Genomic DNA, 15,377 nt, shown 5'->3' on the forward strand with positions numbered 1-15,377 from the left:
AAAGCATCAATCCGCATACTCCCATCAACAATAAAAAATAAGGTGCTCTCATGCTATGAATGCTCTAATTTGAATTTTACGACGGGCAAATCATCTTCAAGAAAGACAATGTCTCCATTAAAATATTTTCTATCCGAGGAATCGCGACAAGAGATCAAAAATATCCCCCCAAAAGATATAAGCAATAGGGTCGGTAAAAAATGGGTTGAAAACGAACCATGCATCATTTATTTTCTTTTGCCAATTATCAATACAAAAAAAGAAAAATGCAGTATAAATTCGAAACTTTTTGACTCATTTATAACTCATTTTTCTTAATTATCAGATAATAAAACACATATCTGTTCATTTACGTCTGATTTTGTTTTGAATTTTGTGTATTGATAGATTATTTTTAATTTTGAGGGGCAAGTAAACAGTTATGATTTTTACGGATTCAATATATAGAAAGTTAAGTTTGTATTTTATCATTGCGGCGTCTTCTGTTTTTATTCTATTGACTATTCTGGGAATTGCAGAATATAGAGCATCGGAGTACAAATTACAAAAGACATTATCCTCCATATTCAACCAGTCCATACAAGAGCAAGTCAAGCTCAATATGGAAGGAGAGTTTGTAGCAATACATAATAATCAATCATTTGAAAAAGGAGCAATTAGAACCCAAAGAGTGGTTACCGAAGATACCACTATTGCAAAAGAAGTTGAGGTGATTGAAGATATGGGGCTGGAACTATTTAAAAATTCACAAACCTATCTGTCGCTTTGCAAACATATTCAACCGCAGGAGTTACAGCAAATTTTCGATTCCAAACTGCAGGAAAACGGACTTATGTGTTCTTCTGTTGTCCTGATACGCCATCATCAACGTACACAAACAAGTGGTGACACTACCAAGCTTAGTACCTATTACCGAATACCGGTTATTAAAGGTGGAGTTTTTGATGAAATTGACTATGAGGGATTTATTTACTATTCAACTTTTTTGCCATTTAAGTTGATGTCTAAAAGTATATTGCCGGTATTACTCTTCATCGAAATTTTAATGTTGGGAGTGATCGCATATTTCACCATAGAGAAAAGGAAGATAAAACCCGATAAGATCGTGAAACGAGGAAGATGTTATTATATGGGCATAACTATTTTTGATATCGGAAAATGCGAGTTAATCGGAGACAAGAATGAAATTATCGCTGTTACTAAGAAACCTTCGGAAATGCTTTTGATGTTTCTCCGGAGTGATGAACACAGAGTCGAGAAAAACACACTTAAAGAAACCCTATGGCCTGATAATCCTTACACTGTTGACAAAAATTTGACGAGTACAGTTAACAAATTAAGAAATTTTCTTAAAGAGGTGGATTGCACATTTAATCTTGTTACGAAAAAAGGAGATGAATATTACGAATTGAAATTTATACAAGATGATATGGAAGCAAAGAAAGTCGAAAATTAACCCAGTGTCGGTATTTTCCGCAAAGCGCTCCGAAAGTTCATTGATTAGTTTTTAAAGATACGATTTTCTTTTTTTATTTCCTGCACAATCGCATCCAAAATTCCATTGATAAAGGTGCCGCTTTTGGAGGTACTGTAGGATTTGGCAATCTCGATATATTCGTTAAGCGAAACATTGGTCGGGATAGAATCAAATGTAAATATCTCGGAAAGAGCTACCTGCATGATGACAAGATCCATGAACGCAATGCGGTCGAAATCCCATTTCTCAGTGTGTTTCTCAATGAGTCTGCGGTATTCCTTTTCATCCAATATGGAATTATGCAGTAATTTCAGCGCATACTCCTTGTCTTCCTCATCTTTAAACATCGGCAACAGGGGTTGATTGTCGCCATTCTCTGCCGAAAACCGCTTGATGGTCTTCATTACAAAGGTCTGTACAATCTCAATATCGTCATTCCAGTATATGCACTCATCCTCCAGGATATCATCCAGTTCTTCGTTCAGGTAGATAAACTGCTTGAATGTTTTCCGCCAGAACTCCTGGTCTTCTTGGTAGGTGGGAGAAGCGATCGCGGCGTATTCTTTGTAAGTGTCAGAAGATAAAATGTCGTCTAACAGTTTTTTGACGAACGCTTCGTTCGACTCCCACGACATGGGACGTTCCGCAAGCTGTCTTTGGAATTGCCTGTTCCCGCGCAATTGCACGATGAACTTATTGTCGATAAGATGGGTGTTGGGATGTAGATCCTCCTCCGTCGGCAAGAATTTATTCCGTTTAGTCTCCACCCTGCTTTGATACGAATCGGTGAGCTCTACCATCAGAAGAAGTAGAAAATAATAAAGATCGTATGATTTCTGCAGGCCGAATAATAATTCTTTTTCGGCGTTACGTAAATCTTTATTCGTATTTTGGTACCAAGCATAAACCAATTGTACTACCCTGATACGAATTAAATTTCTGTTAATCATTGTCTCAATGAACTTAGTTTTAGAGTTGCAAAAGTAGCTAATTTTTCGGTATTAAACACACTGTTGAGCGAAAAGTAGGTCTGTCGGGTGAAATCAGAAAGAAAGCCGGCCTGTTATTTGGAACAAATTCATAAAATTTGCAGAAATGCGGCCGGTTTGCTATATGGGGTACAAACATTGTTCCAACTTTTATCTCCACAGATTGAGAGTAATAAAAATAGGACCATGTTTCGTGAATTAATCATGTAAATTTTTGCTTCTTAGATATTCTATAAGGTATCCGGGACGATCTGTCTGGAGGATACGCGCTCCAAGTGTGTCAATCAGGTAGCCGTAACCTTTATCCGGATCCTCCAATGACATATCATCGTCATGACCGCCTGCCATTGTATCCCAAAGTGTATTGTACCAAATGAGGGATTTACCGTATAGCTTATCTTTAATTTTCAACGGTAATGGATTAGTGTCGTTTTCGTAAAGAAGCTCAAAAGCTACCGGATTCATATCTTGCACAAAAAGGTTTATCTGTTCTTCTGAATTTTCATTATCAAGATTAACAATCGGTATATAGGTCACCTCTTCAATATATTTCCCGAATTGTTGTTTGACTTCCTGTGCGGACTTATTTCCTTTCATTATCACTTGCTTTGTAGTTCCTGTTTTCTTCAGAAGTGGATATATCTCATCAAAATAACGATCAGCTTTATCGAGATTAATAAGTATCTTCCCTTTCGTCTGGTATAGGGCCTCTTCAAGTGTTGGTACAATTTCTTTTGTTCTAATATTGATCCCGTTTTTAAGCCTTAAAGTACGAATAGAATCCAGTGTCCAATCTGCAACCAAGCCTTTTCCCGTTGTTGTTCTGTTCAGCGTTGCATCGTGCATGAGGATAATATGGCCGTCTTTCGTGCGTTGCACATCGAGTTCAACAATGTCTACACCCATTCTGATGGCATTTTCGATTGCAGGAAGAGAATTCTCAGGAGCATAGCGCCAATCGCCACGATGAGCAACTACCAGCACAGAGCTTTGGTCTCTGTTCATCAATCTGTCTCTTATCTCTGTGGCGCGGTTCTGGGCTATGGTAAGCTGTAAAACAAAAAGAAGGAGTAGTAGTATATATATTTTTCTAATAATCATTTTTTCTTAGTTTAATATCTTATTTTTCCAGATTAGTTTTTCTCCCCAGAATGGAAGGATAGTTTTGTACGTCTTCAATCTAAAGTTTACAATTGCAAGTATAGTTCATTTATTTGTAAAATACTCTTTTTAGGATATTTTTCTTTTCAAAACCCTCGTTATTTTGTGAGAGGGCGTTCGAAAAGAAAAATATTAGTGTTGCGTGCTTGTGGCATTTTGAACTGTTCGTAAGTTTTTCTCCTTAAAAGCATAGACTCTTTTTTTATTTGTTTTCTGATTTTTAAAATTTTCTCTTCTCTGCCCATATAAATATCGGCAGGTGGAAGGTTGTCGAGTGATTCGTGATAACGTTCGTTATTATAGTAATTCACGAACTCGCCAATTACTTGTTTGTAATTGCTAAAAACGGATAAAAATTATCCCTTATGTGCAAAATTACGATTAAAACCGAGATAATTAAAGATTTCAATTCTAATTTTTTTATAAAATCAAATCAGTTTCAGTAATCTATTCCAAACTATTTTCGTAGATTTGTGAAACTATTAAGAAGCTGTTTTGAATTTTTTCATCCATTGTTTTTCATCCATTTTTTTTGATGGATTTGGATTTTCATTGATTGAAATGTGGCGGGCCACTTAAACGAAATGAAAGTTCAAAGGCGCGAAAAAGGGCAAAAAACAATATGAAAGAGTGGAAAAATAAGCGTAAAATAATTACTCGTAAAATTCAAAACAGTTTCTAATTACATGCCAAATCTTGAATTGAAACAATGTTCGGCGGAGCCAAAATCAACGTAGTCAAATCCGAAATTTGAAGTTTGAAATCCAAAATTCTCAAATCTTCAATTTAATTCAGTCTTGATTTTTGGTTCTAAAGAAATAGATACACTAACCAAGAAAAGTAAACTATCATTATGAAGAGAGGAATATTTATACTTACGCTTATGTTGACCGTTATATCGGGTATAGCACAGCAACAGGAGCGGAATATCTCCATTATCCCCGAACCTGTTTCGCTTCTCAAAAAAGGCGGGTACTATCTATTGCCCGATAAAATAGTCATTTCAAGTCCCGCGGATAAAGGGACTGCTTATATAAACAGGTTGCTGAAAGAAAAGCTTTCCACGGCGCCCGGCAGGAAAGTGGAGTTGACCACCTCTGCCGCTTCTGCCACTAATGCCGGTATTGAACTTATATTGAATCGAGAGGCCGATAAAGAGATTGGCAGTGAAGGTTACAGGCTGCAGGTGACGCCTCAGAAAGTGGTTATAAAGGCAAACCAGCCGGCCGGTCTGCTCTACGGGGTGCAGACGCTTTTACAGCTTTTGCCTCCCCAAATTGAAAGCGATAAAAGAGAGGAGCATGTTTCCTGGCAGATACCTGTGGTGGAGATTGTGGATTATCCCCGGGTAGAGTGGCGCGGATTGATGCTTGATGTGTCGCGCCATTTCTTCACGGTGGACGAGGTAAAACGATTTATCGACAACATGGTGAAATACAAATACAATATATTTCACTGGCACCTTACTGATGACGAGGGGTGGCGCATTGAGATAAAAAGTCTGCCGAAGTTGACCGAGGTGGGCGCATGGCGTACCGAACAGACAGGGTGGTTCGGTAGTCTTTCCGATCCCGATCGGGATGCTCCGAAAAACTACGGTGGTTTTTATACCCAGAAGGAGATCAGCGAGGTGATCGCGTATGCGATGGAACGCAATGTGCAGGTGATGCCGGAGATCGATGTGCCGGGGCACAGTTCGGCGGTATTGGCCGCATATCCCGAGCTGGCCTGCTTCCCCGAAAGCGGACACCATTTCGTGCGTACCGGAGCTCCTTTTCTCGACTGGAATACCGGAGGACGGCCTGCGGCCATGTATGAGAATACGCTTTGCCCCGCCAATGAAAACGTATATGAATTCATGGACAAGGTGATCACGGAGGTGGCGGAGCTTTTCCCGTTTGAATATATTCATACAGGAGGTGATGAAGCTCCTTACACTTTTTGGGAAAAGAGTCCGGCCGTGAAGCAGTTAATGACCCGTGAAGGAATAGAAGATATGGCCGGCGTACAATCCTACTTCGGCAAACGGGTGGAACAGATCATCCTTTCCAAAGGGAAAAAAATGATGGGCTGGGACGAAATCCTTGAAGGTGGCATTACACCCACCACGGCATTGATGAGCTGGCGCGGCATTGAGCATGGGATCGAAGCCTCCAGGTCGGGACATTATGTGGTGATGAGTCCGACGAATTATGTATATATCGATTATATGCAGGGTGATCGTTCTACTGAGCCAATTGTGTATAGCACGCTGCGATTGAATCAAACCTATCGATTCGACCCTATACCCGAAGGCGCCAATGCGGAGTATATATTAGGTGGACAGGCGAATTTGTGGACAGAGCAGGTCTATAATATCCGTCAGGCGGAATATATGGTTTGGCCGCGCGGGTTTGCCGTGGCTGAATCGCTCTGGTCTCCAAAGGAAAAAAAGGATTGGACCCGTTTCACCTCCAAGACGGAAGATCATTTTGTGCGCTTGGATTATGCACAGACTAAATATTCCCCGGCGATGTACGATCCCATTGTCACAGTCACAAAGGAAGGGGAGGAGCTTGTCGTGACGCTCACCACGGAGATCGACGGGTTGGACATTTATACCAGTTTCGATGCCTCTACTCCCGACAATTTCTATCCGCTCTATAAGGAGCCGTTGCGGGTTCCCAAAGATGCTTATATGCTGAGAATCATTTCCTATCGTGACGGCAAGCCTGTCGGGCGGCTGATGAGTATTCCCGCGGAAGAACTCAAGAAAAGAGCCGGATAGATAAGCCCAATTGATAATAAGTATTAAGTCGTTGTTTAATAAAAAGAAAATCATTACCTTTGCGCCGCTTTTTTGAAAGCTCCCGTGTGATGGGAAATAAAGAAAGCACTTTATTTTGAGTAACACAACAAATTGTAAAAATGAAAACATTTGAATTAAAAGGCGAGATCAGAGACGATTTCGGGAAAAAAGCGGCCAGAGCATATCGCAGTGAGGGGCTGATCCCGTGTGTTGTATACGGAGGACATGGCGAAGGCAATGTGAACTTCGTGGTCAAGCAGGGCGACGTGCGTAAATTGATTTACACCCCGGAAGTCTTTCTGGTAAATCTCGACCTTGGAGAAAAGAAATTACAAGCCATCGTAAAAGAGTTGCAATTTCATCCGGTCAAAGACACCATTCTTCATATCGACTTCCTGCACGTGGTTGAAAACGCACCTGTGGTGATTGAAATTCCTGTGCGTCTGGATGGTCTGGCTGCCGGCGTGAGAGCTGGTGGTAAGTTGTCGCTCGATATGCGTAAATTGAAAGTGAAAGCATTGCCATCCAAATTGCCCGAAGAATTGGTGGTGAACGTGGAAAAACTGGAATTGGGCAAATCTATCCAGGTGGGGCAGTTGAATTTCGACGATGTGGAAATATTGAACTCCAAGAATGCCGTCGTATGCCGTGTGCAGCTGACACGTGCGGCCAGAGGGGCAGCGGCAAAGGCCGAGTAAAAAGAGAGTGTGAAATGAAATATTTGATTGCGGGATTGGGAAATATCGGACCCGATTATGAGCAAACCCGCCACAATATTGGATTTATGGTATTGGACGCTTTTGCTAAAGCGTCCAATGTTGTTTTTGAGGACAGGCGATACGGTTTTGTCGCTCAGATGCGGCTTAGAAGCAAATCGCTTATCCTGCTCAAACCTTCTACTTTTATGAATCTGAGCGGGAACGCTATCCGCTACTGGTTGCAGAAGGAAAAGATCGAAACCCAGAATCTGCTGGTAGTGGTGGATGATCTGGCTTTGCCTTTCGGCACATTACGAATGAAATCGAAGGGGAGTGATGCCGGTCATAATGGTTTAAAGCATATCCAGGATCTGATAGGGCAGGATTATCCGCGGCTCAGGTTCGGCATCGGAGATGATTTTCCGCGGGGAGGACAGATTAATTATGTGCTGGACCGGTTTTCGGAAGAAGAACAGAGACTGTTGCCCGAACGGATCGATATGGCAGTGGATATGATCCGCAGCTTTTGTCTTGCGGGTATTCAGGTTACAATGAATCAGTACAATAACCGATAGGTCCTGCCCGTATCGACAGGCTTGCTGTGGTGGATTTCCCCCGTCTGATGATAGCCTTTGTTCTGTTGATCCACTAATCTGAAGGAAATGGATGAAATAAGGATAGATAAATGGTTGTGGGCGGTGCGTATCTTTAAGACACGTACGGCCGCCTCCGAAGCCTGCAAGAAAGGGCGGGTGATGATCGGGAAGGTCGCTGTGAAACCTTCAAGGAATATCAGGGCCGGTGAGATCATTGAAGTGAGAAAACCGCCAGTCACTTTTTCATTCAAAGTGCTGGCATTGACCGACAAACGCATGGGTGCGTCCAAAGTGGGCGAGTTCATGGAAAACGTGACCCTTCCCGATCAATACGAATTGCTGGAGTTGAACCGGATCAGCGGATTTGTCGACAGACAAAGGGGGGCCGGACGGCCCACCAAGAAAGAGCGGCGTGACTTGGAGCAATTTACCGGCTCATTCGATTTTGACGAATCCGATTTTTAAATCAGGTTCAACTTATAAAGATGTAGCGGTTATGACTTTTTTTTCAAATAAATATCACCTCATCCTCGCGTCTAATTCGCCCCGGAGAAGAGAGTTGCTTTCCGGAATCGACGTGGAATATGAGGTACTGGCTTTACCGGATATTGACGAGTCGTATCCCGACGATCTCCCTCATGAGGAAATCCCGGAGTTCCTGGCAAAGAAGAAAGCATCGGCTTATATTTCACTGCTGCGGGATGACACATTGCTTCTTACGGCTGATACCGTCGTACTGTTACATGACCGTATTTTGGGTAAGCCATTGGATAAAGAGGATGCAAAGCGGATGTTGAAAGAGCTGTCCGGTGAGACGCACCGTGTGGTCACGGGCGTTTGCCTGACATCAAGACAGAAGCAGGTCTGTTTCTCCGATACCGCCCATGTCACATTCGGGCTGCTGACGGACGATGAGATCGATTATTACGTGGAGAAATACGATCCGTCGGACAAGGCCGGAGCCTATGGTGTACAGGAATGGATCGGTTATGTGGGTGTAAAGGGAATAGAGGGTTCCTATTTCAATGTGATGGGATTGCCCATTTTCAAGGTATACCGCGAATTGAGACGGTTTTAGAAACCACTTTTTTCCTGTCTGTTAGCAGGAGGAAAATAAAAAATGTATCTTTGCGGCGCGGGGGCTAATGGGTTAACAGGCTAATGAGATGATGTGTTGATTTAATAATGGGTGATTATTGCAGGTGTAATCTGCCAATCAGTAAATCCTCGATTTGACAAGTCGTCTTGGCACTTGGCTCCTGACTCTTTTTGATTCATAATATTAAATATGCTGACAGTAGAAAAAATCGGGGGTACTTCCATGTCCCAGTTTCAGGATGTGCTTCAAAACATTATTAAGGGGGACCGCAAGGGAGATGAGTTGTATAACCGCATCTTTGTGGTTTCGGCCTATAATAACGTGACCAATTGGTTGCTGGAGCACAAGAAGACCGGAGAGCCGGGCATTTACAATAAATTCTTGAATGGAGAGGATTATAGTAGCGCGCTGGATGCGTTTTGTCAGCGTTTACTCCTGATCAATGACGGTTTTGCCGATTACGGGCTCGACCTGAAAGAGGCGCGCGACTTCATTCGTTTTCGGGTGGATCAGGCCAAAACGGTGCTTTACAGCCTCGCGAAAGTGTTGGCGTCGGGTTATGTGGATCCGAAAGCGATACATCTGGCCGCGCGTGAAATCCTGGCATCCATCGGCGAAGCTCATTCGGGATGGAATTCCGTCAATATTCTCAATAACAACGGTATCAATGCCCGTTTTGTGGATCTTTGCGGGTTTAATGACAATGAATCGCTGACCATCGATCAACGGATCCATAAAGAGTTCAGTGACATAGATTTCGGTAGTGTGCTCTGCATTGCTACAGGATACACCAAAGGGACGGAAGGTATTATGCGTGCTTTTGACCGGGGTTACAGCGAAGTGACTTTCAGCAAGATCGCTGTCGAGGTAAAAGCAGATGAGGCGGTTATTCACAAGGAATATCACCTTTCGAGCGCTGATCCCAAGATTGTGGGCGTGGAGAACAGTATTCCCGTGGGACATACCAATTACATCATTGCGGACCAGTTGGCGGATATCGGTATGGAAGCGATCCACCCCAAGGCGGCGAAACCTTTGGAACTGGCAGGGATCAATATCCGTATAAAAAACACCTTCGAGCCCAACCATCCCGGAACGCTTATATCGCGTGATTATATTTCACCCGAACCCCGTGTGGAAATCGTTTCCGGTTCGCGAAAAGTGCTTGCCATTGAAGTGCACGACCCGATGATGGTGGGTGAAGTGGGTTTCGACGGCCATCTCATGCAATATTTTGTGAAGCATGAGGTGAGCTATATCCTGAAATCGACCAACGCGAACTCTATCACAATGGTGGTGTGGGATCATGAGAAGAGCAGGGAATTGGTCAAAGTCCTTCAGAAGCAGTTTTATCAGGTCAGCGCAGAGCCGATGGCCATCATTTGTGCCATGGGTTCCAATATCGCGCTCCCCGGATTCCTTTACAGGGCCACGAAAGCATTGTATGAGAAAGGAATCAACGTGGAAAGTTTTGCCCAGTCGCTGATGCAGGTCAACATGCAGTTCGTGATCCAACGTGAACGGTATGAAGATGCGGTGATCGCGCTGAACGAAGCGTTGTGCAAGTGATTGTGTATGGCATTCACCTCTGTTTTTTTGAATAAGGAGGAACGGTGAGAAGGTGGCGAAGGGGGAAGGGAGACCGGAAGACTCGGGAGACCCGGAAGGGCTCAACGCCGCTGGTAATTGGTAAATAATAATTTGTAAATGATAATTGGCAATTTGGAAACAATGGATTCTTCCAATCAAATGACACCGCTGCCGTCGGAAGGGAGCGGAAATAAAAGGAGTTTTATTGAACGCTATTCTGCAAGTATCAAGCTGGTGATAATTGGATTCTTAACTCTTTTGTTGTTGATCCCGTTAGGAATGATCCGCGGGCTTATCAATGAGCGAAAAATCACGAAATCCAGTGTAATTCAAGATATTACTTCTAAATGGAGTGGTGAGCAGATCCTGGCCGGGCCGTGTGTCGCTATTCCGTATAGTCAGGAGCGGATGGTGAACGACAAGCGTGAAATAGTTCTCAGGGATATCCTCTTGTTTCCTGAAACGCTGGATATACAAGCTAAGGCGGCGGTGGAAAAACGTAAGCGCGGCATTTATGATGCGTCGGTCTATAAATCCGAGATCACTTTGAAGGGCGCTTTTGATATGAGTGAGATTGAGAAGGCCGGTATTAAAGAAGAAGATATACAGTTTGATAAAGCCCGTGTTATCATGGGAATAACCGATCTGAGAGGTGTTCGTGAGGTAGTCTCATTCCAACTTGCCGGGGAGACCTTCCTTATGGAACCCGGAATTCCGGTGGAAAATTTATTTACCGGCCCGAATCCGGACATGAATATATATATTCCCGACACAGAAAAATCGGTGGCGGCACCGAATGTTTTTTCCGGGATCTTCGCGGCGGGGCTGAATGCCCGTCCCGATTCGTCGGCCATGACTGCAATGAGGGATGGAAATGCACCCTTTTCAGTAACGTTGTATCTGAACGGGTCGACGGGATTGTATATTGTGCCGGTGGGGAAAGTGACGACAGCAGCCTTTCAATCGGATTGGTCGGCACCGAGTTTCGGAGGTGATTTCCTGCCTTCTAACCATGAGATTGGAGATGAGGGGTTCTCCGCCAATTGGAAGATATTGGATCTTAATCGCAGTTATGGACAGGTGGTCCGCGCCGATGACGGTTCGACAATTAATCTGGTGGCCTCGTCGCTCTTCGGGGTGAAATTCATCCAATCAGTAGATCAGTACCAGCAGAATTTACGGAGTGTGAAATATGGCATACTGATCATTTTGCTTACATTTGTGGTGGTGCTTTTTATTGAACTGATCAAGAAGAATCCGGTCAATCCGTTTCACTATTTGCTTGTCGGGTTGGCATTGGTGCTCTTTTATGCGCTGCTCCTCTCCATCTCTGAAATATGGGGATTTAATCCGGCTTACGCCGTGGCGGCTCTCATGACTATTTTTATGATCACACTTCATATGGGCGCCATCCTTAAGAATCGGAAACAGGGATTGTTGATCGGTGGGTTGTTGGCTTTTCTCTATGTTTTTGTCTTCCTGTTGATCCGGATGGAAAGCTACTCCCTGTTAGTGGGAAGCTTAGGATTATTCGCCATTCTGGCGGTAATCATGTATTATGCGAGGAAGATAAGGATGTGATTTTTATCAGAGATCTCAAAGTATATACCTTCACATCAACTCTACATTCACCATGTAGAGTTGTTTTTTTATGATTGACAACTACGCATCGGTATTTTTAAAATACTGATAATTCGTGTTATGCTATAGCAGTTAACCACGCGTTTCAATCTTATCCCTTTTGATGTTGTGTCACCAATTTTCCCTGATATAGGGGTGCGGGACTGAAAAGTTTCGTAACATTGCAGAAAAATTGTCACATGGGGCGGTTTTATTTTAGTGAAAGGCCATCACATTTTAATGAGAAAACTGTTTTTATATGTAAGCCGGACCGAAGAGCGGAACATGGCATGCCAATAGGGTTTGTTCATTCCGGTCTTTCGCAGGGTTTTATCGGATTTGCAATAAATAAAATGTCAAAGCGTATATGAGCAAAGAAAAAATGGAGATCGGAGCAATCTCGAAACCAAGATTTGAATTCCGTTCATTCGGACGTTGTTTTTGTGAAGCGGAAAAACGGATGGCACGTCTCTCGGTTCCCGTGCCCGAGAAAGTGTGGGAGCGCCGCAGCACGGAGACCTATATAGTAAGCCGCACGAACGACGTGAACAACACGAAGATCCGCGACGGGAAAATGGATATAAAAACCCATATTCAGACCGTGGATGGATTGGAACAGTGGAATCCGCTGATGAAGGGCGAGTTTCCCATATCGGCCCAGGTGCTGAACGAAGAGGTATTCCCCGCTTTTAAAGTGGCTGATTTACCCGTGCTTGCGAAAGAGGCCTATACGCTGGAAGAATTTCTGGGTATGATCGAGGCGCATCCCGACCTGCAGGCCGTGACAGTGGAGAAAGTGCGTTACGGATATATGGTGAACGATACGATCTGTGAAACCGGTGAGGTATATATCAACGGCGCTATGGTGAAAACCATCGGCTCCGAGTCCACCGAAGTGGGAGACATCAGGAAGACTATTCAGCAAGTCGGCCTGGAAGGTGTGGAGAATATCAATTACCTGCAAGCGATCAAGCGGGTGATAGGAATGATAAACAAACCATTGGCAAATTAATTGTATGAAAATCATGGCACAAGAAATAGAAAGGAAGTTTCTGGTCAATTCCGATGCTTTCAAAGACGAAGCCATCAAGCAAACACGCATTACCCAGGGATATCTCTCTTCTGTCCCGGAACGCACTGTCCGCGTACGTGTTAAGGGCGACAAGGGCTATATCACCATAAAAGGTGTTGCCAGCGCAAGCGGAGCATCCCGTTATGAATGGGAAAAAGAGATTCCGGTGGCGGAAGTGGAAGAATTGCTGCGGATCTGCGAACCGGGAGTGATCGATAAAACCCGCTACGAGGTAAAGGCGGGTAAGTTTATTTTCGAGGTAGACGAGTTTTATGGCAAAAATCAAGGTCTGGTTGTGGCAGAAGTGGAGTTATCCCGTGAGGATGAGCATTTTGAAAGGCCGGAATGGCTGGGAGAAGAAGTAACCGGCGACGCCCGGTTTTATAATTCGATGTTGATGAAAAATCCTTACACTACATGGTAGTGAAAATTGTATCACCTGATCGAGCATGTTTATGTATTCCCGTTCAACCGTAAGCCGGCTGCGTTGTTATATATAACAGACAGTATGGTTGGAGCGATATTTTCAGGTTCGGCATAATGGTGATGATGAGGGTGGTGATGATAATGGTGATGATAATGGTGATGGTGATGAGGGTGGTGATGATAATGGTGGTGATGGAGGAGGTGATGATGAGTTGGGTGGTAATTATGGTATGGGGTGAAACGGTACCCAGATGGTGGGGATATCCCCACGGACTGTTCTTCCGGGTGTGAGTGGTTTGCCGATACGAAAAAAAGGAGAAGGATATAAAATGATTGATATTGCAGCGAAGGTACATGATAAGTTTTCCATTGAGTTCAAGGTGGGGTTTCTGGTTCGCCGTAAACGCGAGCAAAGTAATTTCTCTATCAACACCTGGATGTTCGTGCCGAATAGCCTGGACATCAATTCACTCACTTATGATAAACGTCATTTTTACCGCGATGTGAAGAGCTATATCCGGTTGATAACGCCGGTTTTCCTGTTGCGGGAGATTTCCGGAGGCGACGCAGTTCCTTTGAAGAATCTGGAAAGAGTTTTCCATAAAACAGCCAGCGAGCCGACACGCACGGCTATCAGGGAGTATGAGTCACAGATAAAGATGTTTACCGCGATCTTTAAAAGCGCTATCCGTAACGAGGTGGCACATCTGTTGAATAATCATATCAAAGATGATATGGAATATCTGATCACCTCTTATGTGGAGAGTATCAGGGATATACTTGCAAAGTTCAGGAATCTGAGACGAATTATCAATGTAGCGACCATTTCTTCCGAATACCTTAATTACTATTTCTTTGCAGATGAATACATCAGCAACCTGGTAGACCAGAGGACCGCTTATCTTGTTGGATTTCTGCACTCCAAGAAAAGCAGGAAATATGAGAAATCGACCGCCCTTCTCTCCTCGCTCTGGCATGAGGAAGCGGCATATCGAAAAGAGAAGGGATATGTCAGTGTGGATAAGGATAATCCGGCAAAGAACAGGGAATTTATTTTTCGAAGAAGCATATTGAAGAAATATGTCGAAAGTGATCTTTTTTTACGCGCGCGTAAAAAGAAAGACGGCGTGCTTGTGGAACAGATTTATTACAGCATGGCTGCCGGACTCTCTATGGTTTTTGCCACGGCAGTGGCTTTTTCGTTTCAAATGAAATACGGCAACTTTACGATGCCGTTGTTTATTGCGCTGGTTATAAGTTACATCCTGAAGGATCGTATCAAGGAGTTGATGCGTTATTATTTCGCCCATAAACGGCTAAACCGGTATTTCGACAATAAGACCGAGATAGGAATGAAGGATGCCACCATAGGATGGATCAAGGAAGGTATGGATTTCATTTCCGAGGAGAAAGTGCCGCGGGAAGTGATGAATCTGAGAAGCCGGAGCCCTTTGGTCGAGGCGGAAAACCGTATTACCGACGAGAAAATTATCCTTTATCGTAAGCAGGTCTTCTTAGATCGCGTGGAAATAAACAGAAACAGTGATTACCCCATGGCAGGCATACACGATATTATGCGTTTTCACTTCTCCCGTTTTATGCAAAAAACGGATAATCCGGATGAGGCAATATATTACCTGGATGAGGAAGGTCAATCTGTGGAAATTTATGGAGAAAAAGTGTATTATTTAAATATTCTTATGCAGCTCCAATTCGAGGACCAGGTTGATTACAAGCGTTTCAGGGTGGCTTTTACCCAGGCGGGAATTGTCGGCCTGGAAAAACTGGCTTAGTCCCTGAGAACCTTTTACATTCCTGTCCACAACTCTCATTTCCTTCAGCGATAAATAAATCCTTTTTT

14 protein-coding genes and 1 pseudogene are annotated in these 15,377 nt (G+C 43.6%); 11 read left to right on the plus strand and 4 right to left on the minus strand.

Going from position 1 to position 15,377, the window contains the following annotated elements:
* Positions 1-421: 421 nt before the first annotated feature.
* A complete protein-coding gene (locus D7D25_RS09295; RefSeq protein ID WP_122968694.1) occupies positions 422-1,456 on the plus strand; it encodes a helix-turn-helix domain-containing protein in 1,035 nt (344 codons plus the stop codon).
* Between the two features lie 44 nt (positions 1,457-1,500).
* On the opposite strand, the gene nusB is transcribed toward D7D25_RS09295, so the two are convergent.
* From nusB to D7D25_RS18810, 3 genes and pseudogenes are all read right to left on the minus strand, one after another.
* Positions 1,501-2,427, minus strand: a complete 927-nt coding sequence (gene nusB, locus D7D25_RS09300; protein ID WP_122968695.1) for a transcription antitermination factor NusB — start codon at positions 2,425-2,427, stop codon at positions 1,501-1,503.
* 237 nt (positions 2,428-2,664) lie between these two features.
* A complete protein-coding gene (locus tag D7D25_RS09305) occupies positions 2,665-3,567 on the minus strand; it encodes a glycerophosphodiester phosphodiesterase family protein (protein WP_122968696.1) in 903 nt (300 codons plus the stop codon).
* A gap of 158 nt (positions 3,568-3,725) precedes the next feature.
* Positions 3,726-3,956 (minus strand): annotated as a pseudogene (locus D7D25_RS18810) (hypothetical protein); the annotation flags it as partial.
* A gap of 524 nt (positions 3,957-4,480) precedes the next feature.
* Here D7D25_RS18810 and D7D25_RS09315 point away from each other — a divergent pair.
* From D7D25_RS09315 to D7D25_RS09355, 9 genes are all read left to right on the plus strand, one after another.
* Positions 4,481-6,394, plus strand: coding sequence for a beta-N-acetylhexosaminidase (locus D7D25_RS09315; protein ID WP_122968697.1), 1,914 nt, complete (start codon positions 4,481-4,483; stop codon positions 6,392-6,394).
* Positions 6,395-6,534: 140 nt separating this feature from the next.
* Positions 6,535-7,113 carry a 50S ribosomal protein L25/general stress protein Ctc gene (locus D7D25_RS09320; RefSeq protein WP_122968698.1) on the plus strand — a complete coding sequence of 193 codons (579 nt, stop codon included), beginning with the start codon at positions 6,535-6,537 and terminating at the stop codon, positions 7,111-7,113.
* 14 nt (positions 7,114-7,127) lie between these two features.
* The gene (pth, locus tag D7D25_RS09325) at positions 7,128-7,688 is read left to right on the plus strand and encodes an aminoacyl-tRNA hydrolase (RefSeq protein WP_122968699.1); all 561 of its coding nucleotides are present in this window, start codon (positions 7,128-7,130) and stop codon (positions 7,686-7,688) included.
* A gap of 87 nt (positions 7,689-7,775) precedes the next feature.
* Entirely contained in the window at positions 7,776-8,174 is a 399-nt protein-coding gene (locus D7D25_RS09330; protein ID WP_122968700.1) for an RNA-binding S4 domain-containing protein, read from the plus strand.
* Between the two features lie 31 nt (positions 8,175-8,205).
* Positions 8,206-8,787, plus strand: coding sequence for a Maf family nucleotide pyrophosphatase (locus D7D25_RS09335; RefSeq protein WP_122968701.1), 582 nt, complete (start codon positions 8,206-8,208; stop codon positions 8,785-8,787).
* Between the two features lie 210 nt (positions 8,788-8,997).
* Positions 8,998-10,377: an aspartate kinase gene (locus D7D25_RS09340; RefSeq protein WP_122968702.1), complete on the plus strand. Its 1,380-nt coding sequence runs from the start codon at positions 8,998-9,000 to the stop codon at positions 10,375-10,377.
* Between the two features lie 162 nt (positions 10,378-10,539).
* The gene (gene creD, locus D7D25_RS09345) at positions 10,540-11,979 is read left to right on the plus strand and encodes a cell envelope integrity protein CreD (RefSeq protein WP_122968806.1); all 1,440 of its coding nucleotides are present in this window, start codon (positions 10,540-10,542) and stop codon (positions 11,977-11,979) included.
* Positions 11,980-12,385: 406 nt separating this feature from the next.
* Positions 12,386-13,030 (plus strand): hypothetical protein, encoded by a 645-nt coding sequence (locus D7D25_RS09350; protein ID WP_122968703.1) that lies wholly within the window; start codon positions 12,386-12,388, stop codon positions 13,028-13,030.
* 13 nt (positions 13,031-13,043) lie between these two features.
* The gene (locus D7D25_RS09355) at positions 13,044-13,514 is read left to right on the plus strand and encodes a CYTH domain-containing protein (protein ID WP_122968704.1); all 471 of its coding nucleotides are present in this window, start codon (positions 13,044-13,046) and stop codon (positions 13,512-13,514) included.
* A 43-nt stretch (positions 13,515-13,557) separates the two neighbouring features.
* On the opposite strand, the gene D7D25_RS09360 is transcribed toward D7D25_RS09355, so the two are convergent.
* Positions 13,558-13,872 (minus strand): hypothetical protein, encoded by a 315-nt coding sequence (locus D7D25_RS09360; protein ID WP_158602587.1) that lies wholly within the window; start codon positions 13,870-13,872, stop codon positions 13,558-13,560.
* On the opposite strand from D7D25_RS09360, the gene D7D25_RS09365 reads away from it, so the two are divergent.
* Positions 13,846-15,309, plus strand: coding sequence for a hypothetical protein (locus D7D25_RS09365; protein ID WP_122968706.1), 1,464 nt, complete (start codon positions 13,846-13,848; stop codon positions 15,307-15,309). The genes D7D25_RS09360 and D7D25_RS09365 overlap by 27 nt on opposite strands.
* Positions 15,310-15,377 lie beyond the last annotated feature (68 nt).

The sequence above is a fragment of the Proteiniphilum sp. X52 genome, from assembly GCF_003712195.1.
GTDB lineage: Bacteria > Bacteroidota > Bacteroidia > Bacteroidales > Dysgonomonadaceae > Proteiniphilum.

What these genes read in the sequence shown, in the direction of transcription:
- D7D25_RS09295 (WP_122968694.1), top strand. Translation starts at nt 422, where the DNA reads ATGATTTTTACGGATTCAATATATAGAAAGTTAAGTTTGTATTTTATC.
- nusB (WP_122968695.1), bottom strand. Translation starts at nt 2,427, where the DNA reads ATGATTAACAGAAATTTAATTCGTATCAGGGTAGTACAATTGGTTTAT.
- D7D25_RS09305 (WP_122968696.1), bottom strand. Translation starts at nt 3,567, where the DNA reads ATGATTATTAGAAAAATATATATACTACTACTCCTTCTTTTTGTTTTA.
- D7D25_RS09315 (WP_122968697.1), top strand. Translation starts at nt 4,481, where the DNA reads ATGAAGAGAGGAATATTTATACTTACGCTTATGTTGACCGTTATATCG.
- D7D25_RS09320 (WP_122968698.1), top strand. Translation starts at nt 6,535, where the DNA reads ATGAAAACATTTGAATTAAAAGGCGAGATCAGAGACGATTTCGGGAAA.
- pth (WP_122968699.1), top strand. Translation starts at nt 7,128, where the DNA reads ATGAAATATTTGATTGCGGGATTGGGAAATATCGGACCCGATTATGAG.
- D7D25_RS09330 (WP_122968700.1), top strand. Translation starts at nt 7,776, where the DNA reads ATGGATGAAATAAGGATAGATAAATGGTTGTGGGCGGTGCGTATCTTT.
- D7D25_RS09335 (WP_122968701.1), top strand. Translation starts at nt 8,206, where the DNA reads ATGACTTTTTTTTCAAATAAATATCACCTCATCCTCGCGTCTAATTCG.
- D7D25_RS09340 (WP_122968702.1), top strand. Translation starts at nt 8,998, where the DNA reads ATGCTGACAGTAGAAAAAATCGGGGGTACTTCCATGTCCCAGTTTCAG.
- creD (WP_122968806.1), top strand. Translation starts at nt 10,540, where the DNA reads ATGGATTCTTCCAATCAAATGACACCGCTGCCGTCGGAAGGGAGCGGA.
- D7D25_RS09350 (WP_122968703.1), top strand. Translation starts at nt 12,386, where the DNA reads ATGAGCAAAGAAAAAATGGAGATCGGAGCAATCTCGAAACCAAGATTT.
- D7D25_RS09355 (WP_122968704.1), top strand. Translation starts at nt 13,044, where the DNA reads ATGGCACAAGAAATAGAAAGGAAGTTTCTGGTCAATTCCGATGCTTTC.
- D7D25_RS09365 (WP_122968706.1), top strand. Translation starts at nt 13,846, where the DNA reads ATGATTGATATTGCAGCGAAGGTACATGATAAGTTTTCCATTGAGTTC.
- D7D25_RS09360 (WP_158602587.1), bottom strand. Translation starts at nt 13,872, where the DNA reads ATGTACCTTCGCTGCAATATCAATCATTTTATATCCTTCTCCTTTTTT.